Origin of the sequence: Methylobacterium sp. UNC300MFChir4.1 (assembly GCF_900110155.1) — a bacterium.
In the GTDB taxonomy this organism is placed as follows: Bacteria; Pseudomonadota; Alphaproteobacteria; order Rhizobiales; family Beijerinckiaceae; genus Methylobacterium.
In genome coordinates, this window is record NZ_FOCS01000001.1 from 94,781 (window position 1) to 118,572 (window position 23,792).

Here is a 23,792-nt window from a genome sequence, read left to right on the forward strand (position 1 = left end):
GGCTCCGGTCGGTCGCCGCGCTCACGAGGCCTCGCTGGAGGTGGCCAGCGGGGCGGTGTCGGGGATGCCGGCCGCGGCGGCGGCGCGGGCACCGGCAAGCTCCTCGATCAGCAGCCGGGCCGAGATGCGGGCTCCCTCGTAGATCACCGGCAGGCCGGAGCCCGGATGGGTGCCGCCACCGACGATGTAGAGCCCCGGTCCGAAACGATTGTGCGGCCGGAAATACAGCATCTGCATCAGGTCGTGGGCGAGGTTGAAGGTGGCGCCTTCGTGGACGGCGAAATCCTCCTCCCACTGGGTCGGGTCGATGATCCGCTCGTAACGGATGCGGGACTCGAGATCGTCGATTCCGAGGAGCTTCAGCCGTTCCAGGATCAGGGCGCGGTAGGTCTCCCGCATCGCCGCCCAGTCGATCCCCGCCTTCAGGTTGGGCACCGGCACCAGCACGTAGAGGGCCGTGTGTCCGGGCGGCGCCATCCCGCCATCCGTGTAGCCCGCGTGCTGCACGTACAGGGACGGCTGCATCGGCAGCGTGCCCTCCGTGATCTCGCGGATGTTCTTCTCGTAGCCGTCGGCCAGGAGGATCGTATGATGCCCGAGGCTGTCGGGCATTTTCCCCTCGAGGCCGAGATACAGCATGAAGGTCGAGCAGGAGAGCCGAGCCTTCCGGATCTTGGCGTCGCGCCAACGCGGCCGGTGCCGCTCCGGGACGAGGGCGCGCACGACCTTCGCGAAGTCACCGTTGATCAGCACCGCGTCGGCGTTGAAAGTCTCGCCGTCCGCTACCAAACCGGTGGCGCGCTTGCCGTCGAACAGCACCTCCTCGACGTTGCTGTTGAGCCGGAGGTCCACGCCCATGCGACCGGCCAAGCCCGCCATCGCCTCGGAGACGGCGCCGCAGCCGCCCACCGGGTGATAGACCCCGTGCTCGTATTCGAGGAACGACAGGATGGTGAACAGGCTCGGGCACCGGAACGGCGACATGCCGAGATACTTGGTCTGGAACGAGAAGGCGAGGCGCACCCGCGGGTCGGCGAAGTGGCGCTTGAGGTCTCGGTCCACGCTCCGGCCCGGATGCAGGTAGGGCAGGGCGGCCAGCATGGCCGGGCTCGCCATGCTGCGCAGGGTGTGGAAGGCCTGTTCCAGGACCGGCTTGAAGTAGTTCAGCTTGGTCCGGTTCTCGGAGAAGAAGGCCTTGACGTTCTTGGCGTCGTCCGGCGCGAGGCGGGCGATCTCGCGCTCCAGGCGCTCGACGTCGCCGGTCGCGCGGATCGTTCCCGAGATCCCCTCCGCGCCCTCGAACACGAGGTGGTACTGCGGGTCGAGCCGCTCGAGCTTGACGTGGTCTTCCAGCCGCTCGCCGCAGCTCGCGAAAATATCCGCAAGAATCTGTGGATAGAGGAAGAACGTCGGGCCGATATCGAATCGGTAACCGCCGGGAGCCTCGACGGTCTTCGTCCGACCCCCGACCTGCGGGTCCTTCTCGAAGATGGTGACGTGGATCCCGGCCCGCGCGAGCAGCAGGGCGGCGGCCAGTCCGCCCGGTCCGGCCCCGACCACGGCCACCCGGCGTCCGGTCAGCGCCCGCAACCCATCCCCAGACTGAAGCAACGTCCCCGACTCCTCACAGAATCCCGATACCCCGTGCAGCCAAGCTAGCTTCGCATCACCGCGCGGCAATTGCAGCCGTTTGTCGCGCGCACAACGCTGTATACGATCATACGGTGGATACACATCCGCAAGGTTTCTCGACGCGAGCCGCGTCGCGGACCGCCCGTGGCCTCACCGGCGGCCTCGCCAGCGCCGGATCGCGTGTCGGGCCGTCCTCGGTGGAGCGGGCGCGTCAGCGCTGGCCCAGACGCTCGTACCAGGCGTGGGCCTGGGCGGGCGTCCGCTCGAACGTCCGGGTGCCGTGGGGCCTTCGCGTCTGGCGCCATTCCCGCGGCGTCACCCCGAATCGAGCGCGGAAGGCGCGGCTCAGGTGTGCGGGATCCTTGAAGCCGTGCTCGCTCGCCAAGCGCGCGAGCGCCCGCGTCTCGAGCGGATCCTGCAGGGCGATCCGGATCGCCTCCAACCGCTTCTCCCAGACGCGGTGCATGACGCCGCCGACGTTCTGGAAGGCGCGGTACAGCACGGTCCGCGAGACGCCCGCCCCGTCGGCGAGGCGGTCCGGCGATAGGTCGGGCGAGGCCAGGTGGAGATCCATCAGGCGCTCGACGAGGGCGACGAAGCCGGCATCCAATTCCGGGCCCTGCAGCACGTCCGAGGCCGCGGACGGATCGAACAGGCGGCGGACGAAACCGGTCAACTCACCCGCGATCGCCGGCTCGTCGTCGGCGGTGGCCGTCGGCAGCCGGCGGTACAGGGCGTGCAGCCGGGCGACGAGCAGACGGTTCCGCTCCCTGTCGAGGAAGATCGGGATCCGCTCGACCGCGCAGTTGGCCAGCAGGCGCCGCGGGATGGTCAGCCCGATCGCGCTGGAGCTCACCCCGCGGGCATCGAGTTCCCGGCCCATATTGGCGGCCATGATCCGGTTGCGCTGCTGCACCACCGGGCTGCCCGCGACGTCCCCGGACAGGCCACCCGACACGTAGAGCATGAACGTGAAGTGATCCGGCGTCGCCGCGGCGTGGCGGCGATCGCGGACCATGTGCTGGGCCGAGAAGACCATCCGGCTGGCGAGGATGTCCCCCAGGACCGTGCAGGACAGGTTCCCGCGCGGCACCGGAGCCCCTTTGATCTGCTCGATCCGAACGATGGGTGCCATCAGATCGCGCCAGGCCGCGAAGGCCTGCGCGGGTTCGAGGGGATCGGTGTTGAAGTGAAGCGTCGGGAGACTCGACATGCGATCCGGCGCGGCGTCGTGACGGTCTTGAGACCTCAGCTTGCGCACACCCGCGCGCGGCGTCGAGATGTCCATGTGTTGCAGGCGGACGATTGTGTCCCGGACCTATTTGGCGGCGTCCGCGCGGAGAATACTGAGTTCAGGAAACGGCCGGCCCGGGCGAAGGGAGCTGTCGTCGCGGCGCGTTCACGGCCTGCCGAGGCGCCCCTGGCCGCGCGCGATGGTGTAGAGGGCGACGCCCGCCGCGGTGGCGACGTTGAGCGAGTCGAAGCCGGCGGCCATCGGGATCCGGATCGGACGCGCCCGGGCCAGCGTCGCCGCATCGAGGCCGGGTCCCTCGGTGCCGAGGATCAGGAGCGCGCGCGCCGGGACGTCGAGCGTGTCCAGAGTCTCGGTCGCCCCCGGGCTGAAGGCCAGCGGCTGGAGATCGAGGGTTTCGGCGAGCCGCAGCCAGTCCTGCCCTTCCGGCAGCCGCGCGAAAGGCTGGATCAGGGCGGCCCCTGCGGAGACGCGGATGCTCTTGCGGTAGAGCGGGTCGCAGCTCGCCCCGTCGAGGAGCACGGCGTCGGCCCCGAAGGCCGCCGCGTTGCGGAAGGCGGCGCCGACATTGTCGTGATTGGTCAGGCCCGCGAGGCCGACCACGAGGGCGGGGGCGGGCGGCGGCGGTACGAGGTCGGCCGCGCCGGGCTCCGGCCCGCGCAGACCGACCGCGAGGACCCCGCGGTGGATCGGGAAGCCCGTCACGGCGCTCATCACCGCCTTCGAGGCGCCGAACACGGGCGGCGGCTCCGCGGCGGCGGCGACGTCGGCGGCGAGTCCGGGCCAGCGCTCAGGCGCGAGGAGGATCGATTCGGCGCGGAAGCGGCTGCGGCGCCCGAGGAGCAGCCGCAGGGTCACCTCGCCCTCGACGATGAAGCGCCCGGCGCGGCCCACGAGGTCACGCTCGCGCATCCGGGTATAGGGCTCGAGGCGGGGATCGTCCGGGTCGGCGAGGAGCTCCGGGACCGGAGTCACCTCAGCCCTGGGACCGGTCGGAGCGGTTCGCCAGCGGGTCGGCCTCGGCCTTGGTCGGCACCTTCACCAGGGCCTCGCCGTCGAGGACCGTCTCACCGCCCACCGAGCACTTGCAGGCGAGGCGCGCGCGCCGCCGCTCGGGCATGAGTTCGGCCACCGTCACGGTGACGTCGACGACGTCGCCGATCCGCACCGGGGCGCGGAAGTTCAGGGTCTGGGAGATGTAGACGGCGCCGGGCCCCGGCAGGCGGGTGCCGAGCACCGCCGAGATCAGCCCGGCCGTGTAGAGGCCGTGGGCGATGCGGGTGCCGAACGGCGTGCGCGCGGCGAAGTGCTCGGACAGGTGGATCGGGTTGCGGTCGCCGGTGATCTCGGCGAAGCCCACCACGTCCGAGGAGGCGATGGTCTTCGAGAGGGTCTCCGACAGGCCGACCTCGAGATCCTCGAAATAGAGCACGCGCAGTTCGGGCAGCATGACGCGGCAGACCTCCGGTTCCGGCCGGTCATTCGTCTCGTGCAGCCGGCTCCGGCAACGGCGTCGCACGATCCCGGCGGCGAATCCACCCGGACGAAGGCGTAACGGCCTCGAACTTTCTTGAGCCGCGGACAGGCTTTTCTCAACAGCGGCTCGACAGCGCCGCGCGCGTCGGCGAAGAGGCGTCCCGTGATCGCCGATGATGCGCCCCGGCCCGCGCCGCCCGCCCTCCGCCCGGTCGTCGCCCGCGTGGCGGCGCTCAACCTCGGCTATTTCGGCATCGAGATCGCGGTGGCGCTCGCCATCGGCTCGGTGGCGCTGATCGCCGACAGCCTCGATTTTCTCGAGGACGCGGCGATCAACCTGCTGATCTTCGCGGGTCTCGGCTGGAGCGCGCGCAACCGCGCCCGCCTCGGGACCGCCATGGCGGGGATCCTGCTCCTGCCGGCGCTGGCGGGGGCCTGGGCGGCCTACGGCAAGATCGCCGATTTCACCGCCCCCGCGGCACTGCCCCTGACCCTCGCGGGGCTCGGCGCGCTCGCCGTGAACCTCACCTGCGCGCTCATGCTCGCCCGGCACCGCTCCGGCTCGGGCAGCCTGACCCGGGCGGCCTACCTCTCGGCGCGCAACGACGCCGTCGCCAACCTGGCGATCATCGCCGCCGGCCTGGTGACGGCCCTCCACCCGTCCCCCTGGCCGGACCTCGTCGTGGCGGCCGGGATCGCGATCCTCAACGCCGACTCGGCCGCCGACATCCTCAAGGCAGCCGCGGTCGAGCGCAGAGCCGCGCGGTAGCGGCCCTCGGGCGGCCCCCAAGCGGCGACACGGCAGCGACCATCATGCGCATCTTCCCAATCTCGGACCTGCACCTGGAGCGGCGCCGCCTCGACCGGATCGCGCCGCCCGCGGAGCCGTTCGACCTGCTCGCCTGCCCAGGCGACCTCCACGAGGGACATCCCGAGCGGGGGCTCGCGGCGCTGCTGCACCTCGCGCAGAGACGGCCGATCGTGCTGGTGCCGGGCAACCACGAGCGCTACGCGCCGACCGGGGACCGGCGGACCGCGCCGGAGCTGATCGCCGCCCTCGAGGCCGAGGTCGGTCGCCTCAACCGGCTCGGCGCGCGGATCCATCTGCTCCAGCACGCGCGGAGCTGCGTCATCGACGGTGTCCGCTTCGTCGGCACCACCCTGTGGAGCGACTGGACCCTCGCGGGGCGCTGGCTCGCACCGGACGCGCCGAACCGGCCCGACGATCCGGTGGCCTACGCGGCGTCGCGCATGACCGACCCGGTGACGGGCTCGCGGGAGTATCTCGGCTCGATCCGCAAGGCCGACGGCAGCCCCTGGCAGCCGGCGGACGCGATGGCGGAACACCGGATCGAGCGGGCGGCCCTGCACGCGGCGCTCCGGACCCCGCACGACGGACCGACCGTGGTGGTGACCCATCACCCGGCGAGCCCGCTCGCGGCCGACCGCTTCCGGGACGCGCCCGGCGTCCCCTGGTGGGTGCCGGCCTTCTACGCCAGTACGGCCCTCGACGACCTCGCGGAGGTCGAGCGGCCGGAGCTGTGGATCTCCGGGCATTTCCACGCCGGCCACGACCTGCGCATCGGCCGTTGCCGCTGGATCTCGAACCCGGTGGAGGGCACGACCTACCGCGGCGACTTCGTCGTCGAAGTCGAGGATCCGTGATTTAGTCCTCCCGCCAAGAGAACGGTCTGTCGACGCCGTGCGATCGCGCACGGCTTGGCCGTAACGGCGGGATGCTGTCGGAGTGAACGCCCGTCAAACCCTGATCGGCCCCGAATGACGGGGCTCAGGTTCGGGGTTTTCATGGCCGGATTTAGCCTGACGTCACGTTGGGTCGCGGCGGCGGCTCTCGCCGTCTCGGCCCCGATCGCCGCCGCGTCGACGGCCACGACCGCGCGGGCGGCGTCCGCGGCGCAGCCGGGACAGACGGTCGGCCTGCCGGTGGGCGACCAGCTGCCGGTCGGCCTGTATTTCGTGAACCTGTCGAGCTTCGGCGTGCGCGGCACGCTCCCGCGCGACTCGTCGACCAACGTCAACCTGCCGACCTTCGCGTGGGCGACGCCCTGGGATGTCGCCGGTGCGCGCCTGCAGTTCTTCTTCACCCAGCCGGTCGCGGCGGCGAGCAGCCAGGGCGCGCCCTATCAGAGTGGCGTCGGGCAGCAGCTGCTGGCGGCCCAGCTCGCCTGGGACCTCGGCGGCGACGTCGGCTTCAGCTACCTGTTCGGCGGCTACCTGCCGATCCAGACGCGATTCCTGACGCAGTCGGCCTCGCTGACCCACCGCTTCGCGCTGAGCTACACCGGCCAGGGCTGGAACCTCACGGCGAACCTGCTCTACGGCGTCTTCCTCGACACGCGCTCGCCCAGTGGCACCCTCTATCCGGACTACATGAACCTCGACCTGACCATGACGAAGAAATTCGGTTCCTGGCAGATCGGCGCGGTGGCCTTCGGGTCGACGGACCTTCCTACCGGCGTGGCGAGCTACCGTCCGCAGGGCCAGATCGCGGTGGGCGGTCTCGTCGGCTACAATTTTGGGCCCGTGAACCTGCAGGCCTACCTCACGCACGACGTGGTCGAGCGCAATTACGGCGGCCGCGAGGTCCGCGGCTGGCTGCGCGCGATCGTGCCGCTGTACCAGGACAAGAACGAGGTCGAGCCGGGCCGCACCCTCGTGACGCGGCGGCAGGCCGAGTAGCCGAGCCGGCTGAAACTCTCCGAGCCGGTGTCATCCCTGGCATAGGCCGCGGGGCCGGGCGGGGGGACGTACGAACGGGGCCTCCGAGATCGTCGCATCTCGGAGGCCCCGTTCGTGCGTTCAGGACGGCGCCGCCGATCCGGCGCGGATTCGCGCCCCGACTGACGGGGCGCGGCGGAAGCCTCAGCCGTGCACCAGCACGTTGCGGAACTGCCAGGGATCGCTGGTGTCGATGTCCTCCGGGAACAGGCCCGGGCGGTCGGTGAGCGGCGTCCAGTCCGTGTACACGCCCACGACCGGGCCGAGATACGGGGTCTGGACCTCCAGGCAGCGGCGGAAGTCCATCTCGTCGGCCTCGACGATGCCGGCCTCCGGATTCTCCAGGGCCCAGACCATGCCGGCGAGCACCGCCGAGGTCACCTGCAGGCCGGTGGCGTTCTGGTAGGGGGCGACCCGGCGGGTCTCCTCGATGGAGAGCTGCGAGCCGTACCAGTAGGCGTTCTTCGCGTGGCCGTAGACGAGCACGCCGAGCTCGTCGATGCCGTCGACGATCTCGGTCTCGTCGAGGATGTGGTGCTGCTCCTGCACCTGGGCCGCCTTGCCGAACATCTCGTGGAGCGACAGCACGGCGTCGTCGGCCGGGTGGTAGGCGTAGTGGCAGGTCGGCCGGAAGACCGGCTTATCGCCCTCGCGCACCGTGTAGTAGTCGGAGATGGAGATCGCCTCGTTGTGGGTGACGAGGAAGCCGAACTGCGACCCGGCGGTCGGCACCCAGGTGCGCACCCGCGTGTCGGCGCCCGGCTGCAGCAGGTAGATCGCGCAGCGCGACCCCTTCTCCTGCTCGCGGGCGTTGGCGGGCTTCCAGGTCTCGTGCGTCCCCCAGCCCAGCTCGGCCGGCTGGTTGCCCTCGGAGACGAAGCCCTCGACCGACCACGTGTTCACGAAGACGCCCCGCGGCTTCGGATTCTTGGCGCGCTGCGTGTCCCGCTCGGCGATGTGGACGCCCTTCACGCCCAGATCCTTCATCAGGGCGGCCCACTCGGCCTTGGTCTTTGGCTCGGGCCGCTGCAGGCCGGTATCCTGGGCGATGTTCAGGAGCGCCTGCTTGACGAACCACGAGACCATGCCGGGATTGGCGCCGCAGCACGACACGGCCGTGGTGCCGCCGGGCTTCTGCGCGCGGGCGTCGAGGATGTTCTCGCGGAGCGCGTAGTTGGTGCGGTCGCCCTGGCTCTTGGTCTTGTCGAAGTAGAAGCCCGGCCAGGGCTCGGCCACGGTGTCGATGTAGAGGGCGCCGAGCTCGCGGCAGAGCTCCATGATGGCGCGCGAGGAGGTGTCGACCGACAGGTTGACGCAGAAGCCCTGGCCGCCGCCCTCGGTGAGGAGCGGGGTGAGCACGTCGCGGTAGTTCTCCGGCGTCAGGGCCACCTTCTCGAAGCGCAATCCGTGCTTCTCGGCGAGGGACCGATGCGTGTCGACCGGGTCGATCACGGTGAAGCGGGCGCGGTCGTACTCGAAGTGGCGCTCGATGAGCGGGAGGGTGCCGCGGCCGATCGAGCCGAAGCCGATCATCACGATGGGGCCGGTGATCCGGCCATGGATCGGGTGATGGGTCGGCTGGTCGGTCATGCGGGATATCCTCGTCTGGCGGACGCCGGGCGCGTCCGCTCATCTGCTCGCGGGCGGGTTATGGCGCGCGTGTGACAGTGCGGCGACAGGCCCGCGCCGCCGGAGCGGTGCCGGTGCGGTCCAGGGCCCGAGTCGCCGGAAACGCGCTCAATGGCGGCTTGCCCGTCGCCGGTCAACCGCGCCCCCATTACCCTTCGTTAACGCGCCCTCACCGAAACGTCGCGCGAAGTATGAATCCAGCGCATGCGTACCCCATCATCTGCTCAGTGGCAGTCTCTTGGCGCGGGCCTCATATTGCAATGCAGCAAGGCCGCGCAGAGGGCCGCAGAGTTGGGGAGCGACGAAACGCCCGGGACCTCGCACCTGGAGTCCGTCATGCTCGCGCTCATCACCGCCCGGATCCCCGGCCCTGCCGTCGAGACCGCCGATCGCGATCCCGGCTTCCTGACCCTCGTCTTCGCGGTCGCCCGCACACTGCGCGTCGGCGCGGAGAGTGCCTTCGCCCGCCGCTGCGCGCTCGCGCGCTCGATCGGTGGCCCGAATCCTCTCTGAGACGCGCGCAACCCACCGGCGCCGCCTCCGGCGATTGCGTCGCCCCGGCTTGGGCATTAGGCGGCATTGCCGCCCAATGGCTCTCCGGGGGATCGTGATTCCATGTCGACATTTCGTGCGCTTCTGCGTCTCAGCCTGATCGCGACGTCGCTTGCGGCGGTCCCGAACCTGGCGGCGCGCGCGCAGGATGCCGAACCCGACGCCGCTCCGGCCGCCGAGGCGCCCGCGAAGCCGAAGCCCAAGCCGCGGCCGAAGCCGGCTCCCCACAAGGCGGCCAAGCCTACCGAGGCGGCGAAGCCCGAGGAGGCCGCGACGCCGGCGGCCGCTGCGGCGCACGCCGTGTGGCCCGCCGGCGCCAGCACCGTCAGCGAGAGCTACGGCGACTGGACGATGACCTGCACGCGCCCGAGCGACAAGGTCACCTGCATCGTGGCCCAGTCCCAGGGCGATTCGCGGACCGGCCGGCGCAAGTTCGGCTTCGAACTGCAAACGCCCGCGAACGGCCGGGCCGAGGGGATCGTGCTGATGCCCTTCGGGCTCGCCATCGAGCCGGGCGTGACCTTCAAGCTCGACGAGCAGACCCTCGGCAAGGGCGCCCCCTACACGACCTGCAGCGCCGAGGGTTGCATCGTGGCGATCAGCTTCCCGACGCTCGCCCTCGACGGCATGCGCACCGCCAAGGCCCTCACCGTGACCGGCGAGAAGGCGGGCGGCACCGAGCCGGCCACCGTCACGGTGCCGCTGACGGGCTTCTCGCAGGCCTTCGATCGCGCCGTCGCCCTCGGCGGCTGAGCCGCGCGGCGGCCTGCGGCCTTTTCCGGGTACGGTTAAGCCAGCGTTAGCCGCGGTCGAGCAGGATCCCGCCGAGAAGTGGCGCCGCGCGCCGCGGTCCCTCGGGTGCCGCGCGCCGGGTTCGGATCGGCGAGGCGATGGGATCGGTGGGCGGGCGACCCCGGAACGGTCGAGGACGCGGCGCGCGGGTGCTGACCGCGGCGCTGGCGCTGCTCGCCCTTCTCGCGGGGATCGCGCCCGCGCTGGCCGCGCGGCTCGTCAGCACCAAGGGCAGCGAGGTCGGCACCGGGGCCGGCGGCTACGGCCGGATCGTGCTCACCTTCGACAAGCCGGTCGCGGTCAAGGCGAAGCTCGCCGGCGGCGTCCTGCTCCTGAGCTACGGCGAGCGGGTGGCGCCCGGGCCCGAGCACCTCACGGACGAGATGCCGGCCTTCATCGCCAGCGTCCGCCGCGATCCCGACGGCACGGGGCTCCGCCTCGCCCTGCAGCGCCCTTACCGGGCCAACGTCCAGTCGGCCGGCGAGCGCGTGTTCGTGGACCTGCTTCCGGAGGGGTGGTCCGGCCTCATGCCGCCCCTGCCGGCCGAGGTGATCGCCGACCTCGCCCGCCGGGCCCGGGCGGCCGAGGAGGCGCTCAGGGCGCGCGATCCGGAGCCGGTGCGCCGGGCGCTGCCGCTCGAGCTCGCGCTGCTTCCGACCCTGACGCGGCTGTCGCTGCGCCTCCCCGCGGAGGCCGTCTCCACGGTGACCGCCGAGGGACCCGTGACGCGCGTGCGGGTGATCGGCGCCTGGACGATCGATCCGAGCGGCACCCGCGGCCGTCCGCGTCCCGGAATCGCCAAGCTGGCGACGGAGACCGACGCGAACTCGGCGAGTCTCCTGATCACGCCCGAGGACGGGTTCAGGATCGGCACCGAGCGCGAGGACGGCGCCATGTACGTGGACGTGGTCCGCCCCAAGCCTCTGGAGCCGGCCGCGACCGCCGTCGACGTGCCGGGTCCCGCCGCCGCGAAGCAGGCGCCGCCGCTGCCGGTCGCGTCGCGCCCGGCCCAGGCCAGTGCGCCAGTCATTGCGCCAGTCACTGCGCCGGCGGTCGCGCCGCGCTCCCCCGAGCCGCCGCCGACGCGCCGGGCCGGCGGAGGCTTGCTCTTCCCGTTTCAGACCCTCCCGCCGGCGGTCCTGTTCGAGCGCGGCGGGATCGCGACGCTGGCCTTCGAGACCGGCGAGCCGGTGGTCGTCCCGCCGTCGAGCCAGGGCCTCGCGCCGATGGGCGCACCCGCCCGGACGGGGCCGCTCACGGTTGTGCGGTTCCCGGTTCCGCCGGGTCGGCTCGTCGATCTCAACGCCGTCACCACCGGGACCGGCGTGGCCTGGGAACTCTCGGCGGGCAGTGCACTCAGTCCGAGCGACACGATCGATCCCGTCCGCAAGCCCGATCCGTCCGGCCGCATCGCCGTCACCCTGACGCTGCCGCATCCCGGATCGGCGACGTGGCTCGCCCTCGACGATGAGCGGATCGCGGTGGTCACGTCGGCCGCGCAGCGCCCCGTCGGCAATCCGAAGAACCGTCGCTTCGTCGATTTCGAGATCCTGCCGAGCCGGCACGGCCTCGCGGTGCTCGCCGGCGCCGACGATCTGGCGGTGCGGCCCGAACTCGACGGCGTCTCGATCGGCCGCGAGGGCGGACTCGCCGCGTCCATGGCGGCGCGCAAGCCGGACGTGGCGCTCGTCGACGCGGGGGCCCTCGCGATCGCGAAGGAGCCCTGGGAGCGCGCCAGGATGGGCAATGTCCGCGCGACCCTGCGCGGCCTCTTCGACGCGGCCGTCGCGGCGGCGCCGACCGAGCGCGGTCCGGCCCGCCTGGCGCTGGCCCGCGCGGATCTCGCCAACGGCCTCGATTACGAGGGCCTCACCGCACTGGAGATCGCGGCCGCCGACGATCCGCTCCTGGCCACCCAGCGCGACACCGCCGTCCTGCGGGGCATCGCCCTGGTCCGGATCGGCCGGAGCGCGGAGGCGCTGAAGGCCCTCAGCGTCCCGCTCCTGAGCGACGATCGCGAGGCCGCCCTGTGGCGCGCGATGGCCTCGGCCGGGGCCGGCGACTGGAAGACGGCGGAAACGGGCTTCCTCAAGGTGCTGCCGCTGGCCGACGGCTATCCCGCGGACGTCGCGCAGATGATCCGGGCCCGGGCCGCCGAATCGGCGATCGAGAACGGCGATGCCGAGACCGCTGCCGCGCGCGCCGAGGCGGAGCGCGACCTGCCGCCCTGGATCCGCGACCGGCTGGCGATGGTCCGCGCCCGCGTGGCCGAGGCGACCGGCCAGACCGAGGCGGCCCTGGACGCCTACGCGCGCCTCGACAACTCGGCCGTCCGCCCGGTCGCGGTCGAGGCCGCGCTCAGGGGCGCGCTCCTGGCGCAGGCCTCCGGCAAGCTCGCGCCCGACGCCGCCATCGAGCGGCTGGAGCGGCTCGCCCTGACCTGGCACGGGGGCCCGGTCGAGGACGGTATCACCGCCGGTCTCGCCCGCCTCTATCTCGCCGCCGGCCGGTGGCGCGACGCTTTCACAGTGGTGCGCCGGGCCAACGTCTTCGCGCCGAACGCCCCCGCGACCGCGGCCCTGGCGCGGGACGCGCAGATGGCCTTCGAGAACCTCTACCTCACCGACAAGGGCGACAAGCTCTCCGGGATCGAGGCCGTGTCGCTCTTCTTCGATTTCCGTGAGCTGAGCCCGATCGGGCGGCGCGGCGACGAGGTGGTGCGCCGTCTGGCCGACCGCCTCGTGACCCTCGACCTCCTCGATTCGGCCGCCGACCTGCTGCAGTACCAGATCGACAACCGCCTCACCGGCCCGGCGCGATCCGCGGTGGCGGCGCGGCTCGCGACGGTCCGGCTGATGGACGACAAGCCGATGGAGGCCCTGAAGGTCCTCGACGCCACCGAGCTGCCCGAGCTTCCGGGCGAACTCAAGCGCGCCCGCGGGCTGGTCCGCGCCAGGGCCCTGTCGGACCTGACCCGCACCGACCTCGCGCTGGAAACGATCGAGGACGAGAGCGGTCCGGATATCGAGCGTCTTCGCGCCGACATTTACTGGGGCGCGCGCCGCTGGCGCGAGGCCGGGGAGGCCCACGAGGCCCTGCTGGGCGATACGTGGCAGTCCGGCCAGCCGCTGGACGATCAGGCGCGCGCCGACATCGTGCGCGCCGCGATCGCCTACGATCTCGCGCACGAGGCCGTGGGCCTGGAGCGGTTGAAGGCGAAATTCTCGGAGGGGATGGCGGCGAGCCCGGACGCCCGCACCTTCGCGCTCCTGACCGGAACCGACCCGACCCGGGCACCGGGCTTCCGGGACATCGCGGCGCGCGCCACGAAGGTCCAGACGCTGTCGGCCTTCCTCGCCGAGTATCGCAAGCGCTATCCGGATGCCGCCGCGCCCGCGCGCGGTCGACCCGAGGCGCCGGGTGCGGGCGGCGAGGCGCCCGCCGCCGGTGCCCAGGGCGGACAGCAGCAGAGCAGCGCCGGGACACCCGGTGCGCCGCCCGGGTAAGCGCGGCGGTCGTCGTCGATCGTCCGTTCGAGCCGCCCTCGGCCGCGGAGGGCCGCGCGGCGCCGTCAGCCGCCGTAGCTCTGGACCAGGGAGCCGGCGACCAGGGTCCAGCCGTCGACCAGCACGAAGAAGATCAGCTTGAACGGCAGCGCGACCGTGGCCGGCGGGACCATCATCATGCCGACCGCCATCAGCACCGAGGCGACCACGAGGTCGATGATCAGGAACGGGATGAACAGCAGGAAGCCGATCTCGAAGGCGCGGCGCAGCTCCGAGATCATGAAGGCCGGCGTGACGATCTCCAGGCCGACATCCTCGGGGCCCTTCGGCGTCGGCACCTTGGCGAGGTCGAGGAACAGCTTCAGGTCCTTCTCGCGGACGTTGCGCAGCATGAAGGTCTTGAACGGCGCCGAGGCGCGCTCGAACGCCTGCGCCTGCGTGATCCGGCCGGCGATCAGCGGCTCGATACCGGCGCTGTAGGCGGCGCGGCCGGTCGGGGCCATCACGAAGGCGGTCAGGAACAGCGCGAGGCTGACGAGCACCGCTGTCGGCGGCGCCGTCTGGGTGCCCAGCGCCGACCGCAGGATCGACAGCACGACGACGATGCGGGTGAAGGCCGTGGCCATCACCAGCACCGAGGGGGCCACCGCCAGGACGGTGATCAGCGCCACGAGCTGGAGGGCGCGCTCGGTGGTGCCGCCGGCACCGAGATCGAGGGTGACGCTCTGCGCGAGGGCCGGACCGGCGGCGAGCACTCCGCCGGCCAGCGCGACCAGTGCGGCGAGCGCGACCGGCGGCAGGCGCAGATTCGGGACCTGGCGCATCGGGCGTGTCGGCACGGGAAGGTCTCGGGTCACGGACGGTCGCAGGTGGGTGTGGCCGGGCGAACGCCGGCGCGGCGGGCCTCGAGATTCTGCCAGACGAGGAGGGCCGGCAGGCCGAGCACCACGTCGGGCACGCGGCGCGCGAGCGACAGGGCGAGGGCAGTCCCCGCGTCGATGCCGAACAGGCCGCAGACCAGCACCAGTCCGCCCTCCTGGACGCCGAGGCCGCTCGGGACCACGAAGGCGGCGGCCTTGATCGCCTGGCTCAGCGCCTCGATCACGAGAATGTCGGCCCAGCCGACATGGTCCACGCCGATGCAGGCGAGGACGACCGCGACCTCGACCGTGCCGAGCAGCCAGGCCAGGGCGTGGAGCGCGAACGACTGAGCGAGGTGTCCCCGGCGGCCCGGAGCCCAGACCGTGTCGAGGGCGCCCTGGATCCGGCGGTTCGGCTCGGGGCGCGCCTCGGCGTCGCGCACGAAGCGCCGGCCGAGGGCGGCGAGGCGATCCTCGAGCACTCGCACGATGCCGGTCCGCTGGAAGGCGAAGAAGGCCGCCACCGCCAGCCCGGCCACGACGAGCGTCCGCAGCGTCCAGCTGGCGAGGGCGGCCGCCTCGGCGCCCTCGACCCGGCTCAGGAGGCCGGCGCCGAGGCCCGCGAACAGGGCGAGCGTTCCCACCTGAAACAGCATGTCGGCCAGCACGGAGGCGGCCGCCAGGGAGCCGGCGACGCCCCAGAAGGTGAGGAGGCGGGCGCCCAGCACGTCGCCGCCCACCGAGGCCACGGGCAGCAGCACGTTGATGCCTTCCCGGACGAAGCGCAGGATCATGCAGGCCGAAGCCGTCGCGGGCGCCAGCCCGTCGAGAATGCGCGCCCAGGCGAGGCCGCAGAGCAGGATCACCACGATCCGCACCAGCGTGACGCCGGCGAAGCCCGCCACGCCGATCCGTCCGAAGGCCGCGGCCACCGCGGCGAGATCGTTGGTCGCCACGAGCCAGACGGCGAGGCCGAGGCCGATCAGGGTGCCGAACAGCGGCAGGCGACGCAGCACGGCGTGGGCCGCCCGCCGCTTCCGGGAAACAGGGTCGCCGGTCACGGTGTGCGGGCCTCGCGTCGAGAGGCGGGCAAGAGCGCGCTCCAGGTTGTGCCGGTCAGCGGACCGGCGGCGATTCGTCGGGTGGTATCGCCGCTAGAGCGGTATTGGGGCCGAATTCGGGGACCCTGCGACGCGGCAGGACGGGATTGAGCACCGCGGCGAGCGCCTCGGCGGGCCCGGCGGCGGGATCGAGCAGGACGACCCGGCCCTCGGCCAGGCTCGCGCCGGTCGCGACCGCCACGGCGCGCTTCGGACAGGGGCCGAGGCAGCCCGATTCCACGATGCACAACTTCCGCCGGCGTCCGCCGCCGTCGCGGGCGGCCCGCTTCCCGGCCTTCTTCAGCGCCGCGCGGAGGTCCCGCCCGCGCAGGCCCTGCCGCTTCGCGCACTTCGAGCAGACGACGACGATCTCGGAGAGTTTGGTCTTGGCCGTGCGGCCGGTCGGGCAGCCATCAGGGGAGCCATCCGGGGCCGCGGCACGCGGTTCTGTCATCATTCAGAGACTGTAGGACGCGATACCGGCCCTGGGCTACGGCGCCCGTCGCCGCGGTGCAGCAGCCGGGCGGCGGGCGGGCCGGGCGCCATAAAAAGGGCCTAAAAGAACGGGATTCCGGTAACCGCGCACGGGCCGCCCCTCGGCCGGCGCCGCGGCAGCGGAACCGGCGCAGACCCAGGAACAAAGAGCGGATGAGCTTCGACGACGTCAAGGACGACACGCGCGAAGGCGAGATCGTGACGTTCGCCGCTCCGACCATGACGGAGCTGCGGCGCAGCGCGGAGACGATCCGGCCGGTGCCGGAGAAGCGGACCGCCCGGGCCCTCGTGGCGACCGTGCGGCAGCGCCTCGACTGGAGCCGTCTGCCGGGCCTGCGTCCCCGCGAGGAGGACACCTCGACCTACGGCGCGCGGATCATCCGCCGCGTCGGCCTGTTCGTGCTCCTGCCGACCCTGGTGGTCGGCCTGTACCTGTTCGCGTTCGCGTCCAATCAGTACGTTGCGGAAGCCCAGTTCGCGGTCCGCGGCAACGTCGAGCCGATGGAGAACATCTCGCTCGGCCAGTACACGAACCTCATCCAGAAGCACAACAGCCAGGACAGCTTCATCGTCCGCGACTACATCAACAGCCAGACGCTGGTCGAGGCGCTCGAGAAGAGTATCGGCATCTCCAAGATGTTCTCGCGGTCCGAGGCAGATTTCTGGGCCCGCTTCGACCCCAGAGATCCGATCGAGGACCTGACCAAATACTGGCGCAAGCACGTCGAGGCGCATATCGACTCGATCTCGGGCGTGATCCGCCTGTCCGTGCGCGCCTTCACGCCGGAGGACGCCCTGACCATCGCCCAGGCGGTGGTGTCGCGCTCCGAGGCGCTGATCAACGACATCTCCAAGCGCGCCCAGGCCGACATGGTCGCCCAGGCCGAGGCCGACGCGAAGGTCGCCCAGGACCGGCTGCGCAAGGCGCACGTGGCGCTGCAGGCATTCCGCAATCAGTGGGGTGTGATCGATCCGATCAAGACCGCCGAGGGCACGCTGACCACGCTGACCCTACTGCGGAAGGACAAGCTCAAGGCCGAGAACGACCTGCAGGTCCTGCGCGGCTCCAGCCTCGACGAGCGCTCGCGCTCGATCCAGACGCTGGTGGCCAACATCGCGGCCATCGACCAGCAGATGAAGTCGCTCCAGGACGAGCTGACGAGCGCCAACGCCGCCGCCGGCGGCCAGAACATGACCGAGGCGCTGCTCCAGTACGAGGGCCTGCTGGTCGAGCGGACCATCGCCGAGAAGCTGGAGGAATCGGCCCACAGCCTGCTCGACCGGGCGCGCATCTCGGCGAGCAAGCAGCACATCTTCCTGGCCACGTTCGTGCCGCCGGTCTCGCCGACCGACAGCCTCTATCCCGAGCGGGGCCACTCCCTCCTGGTGTCGTTCTTCTGCTTCCTGGTGATCTGGAGCTCGTCCGCGCTGCTGATCGCCGGCATCCGCGACCAGAGGATGTAGCGGCATCCGCGGCTCCCGGGATCTGGATCCCGGGCCGCGCGATCTGTAGAGGGAGGCGGCCCGGCCAACCGGGCGCACCTGGATGAGCGAAGTCTAACGGTCCATGTCGGATTTCTCCGATCTCGTCGCGAAGGCGATCCAGCCGTCGATGACCCGTGAGGAGCGCGAGGCGGTCTACACGGTCGTGCGGCAGGCCGTGCTCCGGTTGCAGGAGCGGGAGGCGTTTCCGCCGGACGACCCGCGGGTCGCCCTCCAGCGCCACCTCGTCGAGGAGACGATCCGCGACGTCGAGGGCGACGTCGCCCGCTACGAATCCCTGCGCAAGCTCGACGCGGCTTTCGCGGCCCAGGCCGAAGCCCACAAGGCGGCCCAGAGCGGGCGGCGCTAGGGCGTCATCGCCGGTCCGCCCCCGTCACGGCACGGGTACGCCCGGCCCTTCACATCCGTGACGTTCGCCGTCGTCCGGCGCGTCCGCGCCGGGGCCGCTCCGTGGATGCGCGTCAGCCGCAGGCGACGCTCGCCCGGACGCTGCCGGGCTCGGCCACGTCGAGGCCCGCCGACACGTACTCGTTGAGCTTGTTGCGCAGGGTCCGGATCGAGATGCCGAGGATCTTGGCCGCGTGGGTCCGGTTGCCGAGGCAGTGGTCCAGCGTGTCGAGGATCAGGTCGCACTCGACCTGCGCCACGGTCCGGCCCACCAGCCCGCGGGTGGCGGCCTCGGCGACCTGGGCGGCGCGCGCGGCCGGCCCCTCGACCGCGAAGGTCTCGCCCTCGGGCGACAGGATCGCCTCCGGGCCGATCGCGTCGCCCGAGGCGAGCAGCACCGCCCGGTGCAGGGTGTTCTCCAACTCGCGCACGTTGCCGCGCCACGGGTTCCGTAGCACGAGCGCCCGGGCCTCCGCGGAGAGCGGGCGGACCGGCATCCCGTTCACCGCGGCGTATTTCCGGGCGAAGTGGGTGGCGAGTTCGAGGATGTCGGCCGGGCGCTCGCGCAGCGGCGGGATCCGCAGGCCGACGACGTTGAGCCGGTAGAGCAGGTCCTCCCGGAACGTGCCCTTGCGGACCTCCTCGGCGAGGTTGCGGTTCGAGGTGGCGAGCACGCGGATGTCGACCCGCACCGGGGCGGTCCCGCCGACCCGGTCAATGACCCGCTCTTGCAGGGCGCGCAGCAGCTTCGCCTGCAGGCGCACGTCCATCTCGGAGATCTCGTCGAGGAGCAGCGTGCCGCCATTGGCCTCCTCGAACCGGCCGATGCGCCGGGCGACCGCGCCGGTGAACGCGCCCTTCTCGTGGCCGAACAGCTCGGATTCGAGCAGGGCCTCGGGGATTGCCGCGCAGTTCACCGAGACGAAGGGCTTGCCCGCCCGGTTGGACTTCTGGTGGACGTGCCGGGCCAGCACCTCCTTGCCGGTGCCGCTCTCGCCGGTGATCAGCACCGAGGCCTCGGAGCGGGCGACCTGCTCGGCGAGCTTGACCACCCGCTCCATGGACGGGTCGCGCCAGACGAAGGCGGCGCGGTCGGTGGCGACCGCTTCCAGCACCGCCGCGATCATCTCGGGATCGGGCGGGAGCGGGATGTACTCCTTGGCGCCCGCCCGGATCGCCGCCACGGCGGCCGAGGCGTCCGCCGAGACGCCGCAGGCGACCACCGGCGTGCGGATCCGCTCTCCCTCCAGCGCGGTGACGAGGTCGCGGATCGGCAGACCCACGTCGATCATGATGAGATCGGCGCCCCGCGCGCGCAGGACGGTGAGGCCCTGCGGCACGGCGTCGGCCTGCGTGACGGCGGCGCCGCGCTGCATCGCGATCTTCGAGGCGGTGATCAGCTCGCCGTTGAGCCGCCCGATCATCAGGAGCCGCATGGTTCGTCCCTCTCAAAACCTGCGCGCGGACAGCACACCGGCATCCGCGGCTGAAAATCACTCACCCTTGACGATCTCGGTCATCGTCACGCCGAGCCGGTCCTCGACGAGGACGACCTCGCCGCGGGCCACCAGCCGGTTGTTGACGAACACGTCGATCGCCTCGCCGACCTTCCGGTCGAGTTCGAGCACCGCGCCGGGCGCGAGCCGGAGCAGGTCGCCGATCGGCATCCGGGCGGAGCCGAGCACCGCCGAGACCATCACGGGCACGTCGAAGAGCTGCTCCAGGTCGGCCGCGGTCTTCGGGGTGGTGGGCGCGTCGCGGATCGAGCCCGCGGCGTAGTCGGTGTCGTGCTCGCCGAGCTGGGGCAGGCTGAAATCGTCGGACATCAGGATCTCCTCACGGGCCCGTCGGCAGGCCGAGGGCGTCGAGCACCGCCGCCTCGATGCGGGCGCGCTCCCGAACGATGCCGCCGTCCGCCCACTCGATGCGGGCGTCGCCCGCCGCCATGTCGGGGTCGCCCAGCACCACGAGCCGGCCCTCGTAGCCGCGCTCGCGCGCGAGGCGCTTCACCAGGGTCTCGGCCTCCTCGACCAGGCCGTCGTGCACCCGCACCACCAAGTGCGGCACGCCGCGCAGGTGCTGGAGCGCCGTCCGGGCCGCCTCGCCGATGCCGGCGAGCGGGGCGGCGTCGAGGGCGTCGCCCGCGACCTTGCGGGCGATCAGCATCGCCACCTCGACCGCCTGCGCCTCGCGCTCGGCGTCGCGCGCGTCGGCCTGGGCGATCAGGCCCGCGGCGGCGAGCGCCAGGCGGGTCATGGCGTCGGCGAGCCGGCCCTGGACCTGCGCCTCGGCCTGGACCCGGCCCTCCTGCATGCCGCGGGCATGGGCCTCGGCCTCGGAGCGGGCCGCGGTCTCGGCGGCGCGCAGGGCCTCGGCGCTGGGGCGGCCGCTGCGGAAGTCGGTCTCGAACAGGAACGGCTTCGCGCTCCGGGCGGATTGGGCGCTCAATAGACCAGCTCCTCCTCGGCGCTATTCTTGGCGATCATGATCTCGCCCTTCTCGGCGAGGTCCTTGGCGATCTCGGTCATCTTGGCCTGCGCCTCATCCACTTCCTTGAGGCGGACCGGCCCGAGCGAGGCCATCTCGTCCGTGAGGTTCTTGGCCGCGCGGGTCGACATCTGCCTCAGGAAGAAGCCGCGGGTCGGCTCGTTGGCGCCCTTGAGCGCGCGGCACAGGGTCTCGTTGTCGATGCTGCGCAGCAGGGTCTGGACGCTGCCCGGATCGAGTTTCAGCAGGTCCTCGAAGGTGAACATCAGCTCGCGGATCCGCTTGGCCGAGCCGCGGTTCGCCTGGTCGAGGGCGGCGAGGAAGCGGCCCTCCGTCTGCCGGTCGAAGGCGTTGAACACGTCGGCCATCATCTCGTGGGCGTCGCGGCGCTGGGTCTGGGCGATGGTCGACACGAACTCGACCCGCAGCGTCTCCTCGATGTGGCGCAGCGCCTCCTTCTGCACCGTCTCCATGCGCAGCATCCGGTTGAGGACGTCGATGGCGAAGTCCTCCGGCAGGATGGTGAGCACCTTCGCCGCGTAGTCGGCGCGCACCCGCGACAGCACCACCGCCACGGTCTGCGGGTACTCGTTGCGCAGGAACGACGCGAGGATCTCCGGGTCGACCTGGGCGATCGAGGCCCAGACGCGCTTGCCCGACGCGCCCTTGATCTCCGCCATGATCAGCGAGACCTGATCGCTGGGGAAGATCTTGAGGAGCAGCGCCTCGGTCCGCTCGAAGTTCGACGAGATGCCGCCGCTGTTGCCGAGCTTGGTCACGAACTCGATGATCAGCTTCTCAACGGTCTGCGCCTCCAGCGTGCCGAGCTGGACCATGGCGGCGCTGACCTTCTTGATCTCCTCCTCCTCGAGCATCTGCCAGATCGGGGCGCCTTCCTCCTCCCCGAGCATCAGCAGGAGCGCGGCGGCGCGCTGCGGCCCGGGCATCGACGCGAACGAATCGCCGCCCGCCGTCGCCAGCGTGTTGGCCAGACCCAGTGCCGCACCTGCCGCCATCGTGTTGCCCTCGACGCCCTACGCTTCACTCTTCCTGGATCCAGGTGCGCAGCACCTCGACGGTCTCGGACGGGCTCGCCCGGACCATGTCGACCACGCGCTGGACCGTCTCGGCCTGGACCTGGCCGTTGATCTTGGCGAACTCCATCAGCCGCGCGGTCGGGTTGTCGCGGTCGATGACCGTCACGGTCTGGCCCGGACCCGCGACCGCGGCGGCGTCGCCGGGGAGCGCGATTCCGGACGCCGTCAGGACCGGGGCCTCTGGGACCGGCGCAAGCACCTGGCGCACCAGGGGGCGGACCACCGTGAGCAGGACGATGAGCGTCAGCAGCGCCAGGACGGCGAGCTCGGCCATGCGCAGCACGTCCTCCTTGGTGGGGGCGAGCAGCGACTGGATCAGCGTGGGCTCGGTGAATTGCGGCACGCTCGGCGCCTCCGCGAAGCGCAGGTTCACCACCTCGATCTGGTCGCCGCGCGCCTTGTCGAAGCCGACGGCGCCGCGCACCAGCGCGGTGATCCTCTCGATCTCGGCGGGCGTGCGCGGGCTGTAAGTCTGCTTGCCGTCGGGGGCGGTGGCGTAGACGCCGTCGAGCACCACGGCGACCGACAGGCGCTTGATCCGGCCGCTCTCGGCGATCTCGGTCTTGGTGACCCGCGAGATCTCGTAGTTGGTGGTTTCCTCGTTCTTGTTGGTCGCGTCCTTGGGCGTCGGCGTCTTGTCGCCGCCATTGGCGCCGGGCAACTCGTTGCCGACGCTGACCTGTCCCTCGGCATTGCCGGTGACCGCCGATTCGGTGCGGGTCTGGGCGGAGCGCACGACCCGGCTCTCGGGATCGAAGGTCTCGGAGCGGCTCTCGACCCGGTTGAGGTCGAGTTCCGCGTTGACCTGGACGCGGGCCCGGCCCGGGCCGACGATGCCGGCGACGACGTCCTCGATCTGGCCGCGCAGGCGCCGTTCGAGGCCGACCTGCCGGTCCTCGAACCCGCCGGCGACGTCGGCCGCGGCGTCCCGGGCGCCGTCGGCCAGAAGCCGGCCGCGCTCATCGACGATCGAGATCCGTTCGGGCTTGAGGCCCTCCACCGCGGAGGCCACGAGATGGCGGATCGCCCGGACCTGCCCGGAATCGAGATCGCCCATCAGCTTCAGCACGATCGCCGCGCTCGGGCTCTCCCGGTCCCGCTCGAACAGGCGGCGCTCCGGCAGCACGAGATGGACGCGGGCCGCCTGGACCCGCCCGATCGCCCGGATCGAGCGCGCCAGTTCGCCCTCCAGAGCACGCAGGTGGTTCACGTTCTGAACGAAGTTGGTGGACGAGAACGCGTCGCCCTTGTCGAAGATCTCGTAGCCGACGCCGCCCTGGGTCGGCAGGCCCTTGCCGGCGAGGTCCATGCGCAGCTTAGCGAGGTCCGGGCGGGGGGCCAGGATCGTCTGCCCGGCATCGCCCCGCGTCTCGTAGCGGATGCCGCGGCTGTCCAGCTCCCGGACCACGGAGGCCGAGTCCTGCATCGACAGGTCGGAGAACAGCACGCCCATGTCGGGGCGCGAGACCCGCAGGATGATGAAGGCGAAGAAGCCGATGAGCGTCAGCGTCACCGCCGCCATGGCGGCGATTCGGGCCGGTCCGAACTTCGTGACGAGATCGAGAACCGGCTTCACGGGAGGATTCGCTGCACTCTAACGCTGGCGGACCCCGGCGGCCCGCTCGGCAGAAATTGCCCAGGTCGTGGTTAGCGGGTCGTTAATGCGGGGGCGTCCCGCGGGCTCGGATGCGGGCGCCGGAACGACCGAAGCCGCGCCCGGGGTCCGGACGCGGCTTCGTGAGTCCTCGGATTCGACCGGGCCAGCCCCTCGGCGCCGTCTGAGATCGTCGCTGCGGGCGGGTGGCCTTCGCGTCGGTCCGGGGCCGCGAAGCGGGTCCCTCGACCAGAGTCGCCGACGCGCCGGGTCCGGCATCCGCGGCCTCGATGAGACCCGGAAGCGCCGGCGGCGTCCCGGGATAGGGGCGCCCGGCACAGGCGCCGCGGATCAGTGACGGTAGTGCTGGATCCGGGTCGTCCGCAGGCCGGCGAGGCCGTGCTGGTCGATGGAGAACTGCCAGCTGAGGAATTCCTCTGTGGTCAGCGTGTAGCGCTTGCACGCCTCCTCCAGGCTGAGGAGACCGCCGCGCACCGCGGCCACGACCTCGGCCTTGCGCCGGATCACCCAGCGACGGGTGCTCGGGGGCGGAAGGTCCGCGATCGTCAGGGGGCTGCCGTCGGGCCCGATCACGTACTTCACTCTCGGGCGGCTCGGTTCGGTCATGATACGCTCTACACTCGACTGACCTGTCGAGCATTGAAGGTACTTGTGCCCGCTTAAGAGATGT

22 protein-coding genes are annotated in these 23,792 nt (G+C 71.7%); 8 read left to right on the forward strand and 14 right to left on the reverse strand.

The annotated features are described in order from the left end of the window. Positions 1-21: 21 nt before the first annotated feature. The 4 genes from crtI to croR form a co-directional block, all read right to left on the reverse strand. Positions 22-1,611 carry a phytoene desaturase family protein gene (gene crtI, locus BMY19_RS00500; protein WP_100250553.1) on the reverse strand — a complete coding sequence of 530 codons (1,590 nt, stop codon included), beginning with the start codon at positions 1,609-1,611 and terminating at the stop codon, positions 22-24. Positions 1,612-1,843: 232 nt separating this feature from the next. After that, a complete protein-coding gene (locus BMY19_RS00505) occupies positions 1,844-2,845 on the reverse strand; it encodes a helix-turn-helix domain-containing protein (protein ID WP_100250554.1) in 1,002 nt (333 codons plus the stop codon). A 186-nt stretch (positions 2,846-3,031) separates the two neighbouring features. Next, complete coding sequence (locus BMY19_RS00510; RefSeq protein ID WP_170862886.1) at positions 3,032-3,859, reverse strand: TrmH family RNA methyltransferase; 828 nt, start codon at positions 3,857-3,859, stop codon at positions 3,032-3,034. 1 nt (position 3,860) lies between these two features. Next, the gene (gene croR / locus BMY19_RS00515; RefSeq protein ID WP_020090850.1) at positions 3,861-4,334 is read right to left on the reverse strand and encodes a 3-hydroxybutyryl-CoA dehydratase; all 474 of its coding nucleotides are present in this window, start codon (positions 4,332-4,334) and stop codon (positions 3,861-3,863) included. Between the two features lie 189 nt (positions 4,335-4,523). On the opposite strand from croR, the gene BMY19_RS00520 reads away from it, so the two are divergent. The 3 genes from BMY19_RS00520 to BMY19_RS00530 all read left to right on the forward strand — a co-directional run bounded on the left by BMY19_RS00520 (position 4,524) and on the right by BMY19_RS00530 (position 7,060). After that, positions 4,524-5,129 (forward strand): cation efflux transmembrane domain-containing protein, encoded by a 606-nt coding sequence (locus BMY19_RS00520; RefSeq protein WP_100250555.1) that lies wholly within the window; start codon positions 4,524-4,526, stop codon positions 5,127-5,129. Between the two features lie 44 nt (positions 5,130-5,173). Then, positions 5,174-6,025 (forward strand): metallophosphoesterase, encoded by an 852-nt coding sequence (locus BMY19_RS00525; protein WP_170862887.1) that lies wholly within the window; start codon positions 5,174-5,176, stop codon positions 6,023-6,025. 141 nt (positions 6,026-6,166) lie between these two features. Then, positions 6,167-7,060 (forward strand): transporter, encoded by an 894-nt coding sequence (locus BMY19_RS00530; protein ID WP_020090847.1) that lies wholly within the window; start codon positions 6,167-6,169, stop codon positions 7,058-7,060. Between the two features lie 183 nt (positions 7,061-7,243). Here BMY19_RS00530 and BMY19_RS00535 read toward each other — a convergent pair whose 3' ends face one another. Continuing rightward, a complete protein-coding gene (locus BMY19_RS00535) occupies positions 7,244-8,689 on the reverse strand; it encodes a homospermidine synthase (RefSeq protein WP_091676273.1) in 1,446 nt (481 codons plus the stop codon). A 375-nt stretch (positions 8,690-9,064) separates the two neighbouring features. Between BMY19_RS00535 and BMY19_RS30750 the strand changes: the two genes are divergently transcribed. The 3 genes from BMY19_RS30750 to BMY19_RS00545 all read left to right on the forward strand — a co-directional run bounded on the left by BMY19_RS30750 (position 9,065) and on the right by BMY19_RS00545 (position 13,578). After that, entirely contained in the window at positions 9,065-9,241 is a 177-nt protein-coding gene (locus tag BMY19_RS30750; protein ID WP_020090845.1) for a hypothetical protein, read from the forward strand. Positions 9,242-9,343: 102 nt separating this feature from the next. After that, positions 9,344-10,033: an invasion associated locus B family protein gene (locus BMY19_RS00540; protein ID WP_056531428.1), complete on the forward strand. Its 690-nt coding sequence runs from the start codon at positions 9,344-9,346 to the stop codon at positions 10,031-10,033. Between the two features lie 188 nt (positions 10,034-10,221). Continuing rightward, complete coding sequence (locus BMY19_RS00545) at positions 10,222-13,578, forward strand: hypothetical protein (RefSeq protein ID WP_244534796.1); 3,357 nt, start codon at positions 10,222-10,224, stop codon at positions 13,576-13,578. Between the two features lie 65 nt (positions 13,579-13,643). On the opposite strand, the gene fliP is transcribed toward BMY19_RS00545, so the two are convergent. From fliP to BMY19_RS00560, 3 genes are read right to left on the reverse strand one after another with little or no spacing between them, the layout of a single operon-like run. Further along, on the reverse strand, positions 13,644-14,402 hold the full coding sequence (gene fliP / locus BMY19_RS00550) for a flagellar type III secretion system pore protein FliP (protein ID WP_020090841.1): 759 nt from the start codon (positions 14,400-14,402) through the stop codon (positions 13,644-13,646). Between the two features lie 29 nt (positions 14,403-14,431). Further along, positions 14,432-15,499 carry a lysylphosphatidylglycerol synthase domain-containing protein gene (locus tag BMY19_RS00555; protein WP_056531434.1) on the reverse strand — a complete coding sequence of 356 codons (1,068 nt, stop codon included), beginning with the start codon at positions 15,497-15,499 and terminating at the stop codon, positions 14,432-14,434. A 55-nt stretch (positions 15,500-15,554) separates the two neighbouring features. Then, positions 15,555-15,995, reverse strand: coding sequence for a hypothetical protein (locus BMY19_RS00560; protein WP_100250558.1), 441 nt, complete (start codon positions 15,993-15,995; stop codon positions 15,555-15,557). Positions 15,996-16,186: 191 nt separating this feature from the next. On the opposite strand from BMY19_RS00560, the gene BMY19_RS00565 reads away from it, so the two are divergent. After that, the gene (locus BMY19_RS00565) at positions 16,187-17,497 is read left to right on the forward strand and encodes a KpsE/RkpR family capsule polysaccharide export protein (RefSeq protein ID WP_100250559.1); all 1,311 of its coding nucleotides are present in this window, start codon (positions 16,187-16,189) and stop codon (positions 17,495-17,497) included. 103 nt (positions 17,498-17,600) lie between these two features. Further along, entirely contained in the window at positions 17,601-17,885 is a 285-nt protein-coding gene (locus tag BMY19_RS00570) for a hypothetical protein (protein WP_020090837.1), read from the forward strand. A gap of 112 nt (positions 17,886-17,997) precedes the next feature. Here BMY19_RS00570 and BMY19_RS00575 read toward each other — a convergent pair whose 3' ends face one another. The 6 genes from BMY19_RS00575 to BMY19_RS00600 form a co-directional block, all read right to left on the reverse strand. Next, the gene (locus BMY19_RS00575; RefSeq protein WP_091926504.1) at positions 17,998-19,359 is read right to left on the reverse strand and encodes a sigma-54-dependent transcriptional regulator FlbD; all 1,362 of its coding nucleotides are present in this window, start codon (positions 19,357-19,359) and stop codon (positions 17,998-18,000) included. A 57-nt stretch (positions 19,360-19,416) separates the two neighbouring features. Continuing rightward, entirely contained in the window at positions 19,417-19,749 is a 333-nt protein-coding gene (fliN, locus tag BMY19_RS00580; protein ID WP_012321962.1) for a flagellar motor switch protein FliN, read from the reverse strand. 10 nt (positions 19,750-19,759) lie between these two features. Beyond that, a complete protein-coding gene (locus BMY19_RS00585) occupies positions 19,760-20,371 on the reverse strand; it encodes a FliH/SctL family protein (protein WP_020090835.1) in 612 nt (203 codons plus the stop codon). Beyond that, on the reverse strand, positions 20,368-21,426 hold the full coding sequence (fliG, locus tag BMY19_RS00590) for a flagellar motor switch protein FliG (protein WP_020090834.1): 1,059 nt from the start codon (positions 21,424-21,426) through the stop codon (positions 20,368-20,370). The genes BMY19_RS00585 and fliG overlap by 4 nt, the downstream gene beginning before the upstream one ends. A 25-nt stretch (positions 21,427-21,451) precedes the next feature. After that, complete coding sequence (fliF, locus tag BMY19_RS00595; RefSeq protein ID WP_020090833.1) at positions 21,452-23,083, reverse strand: flagellar basal-body MS-ring/collar protein FliF; 1,632 nt, start codon at positions 23,081-23,083, stop codon at positions 21,452-21,454. A gap of 369 nt (positions 23,084-23,452) precedes the next feature. Further along, entirely contained in the window at positions 23,453-23,728 is a 276-nt protein-coding gene (locus tag BMY19_RS00600; RefSeq protein WP_007569077.1) for a CtrA inhibitor SciP, read from the reverse strand. Positions 23,729-23,792: the final 64 nt, after the last annotated feature.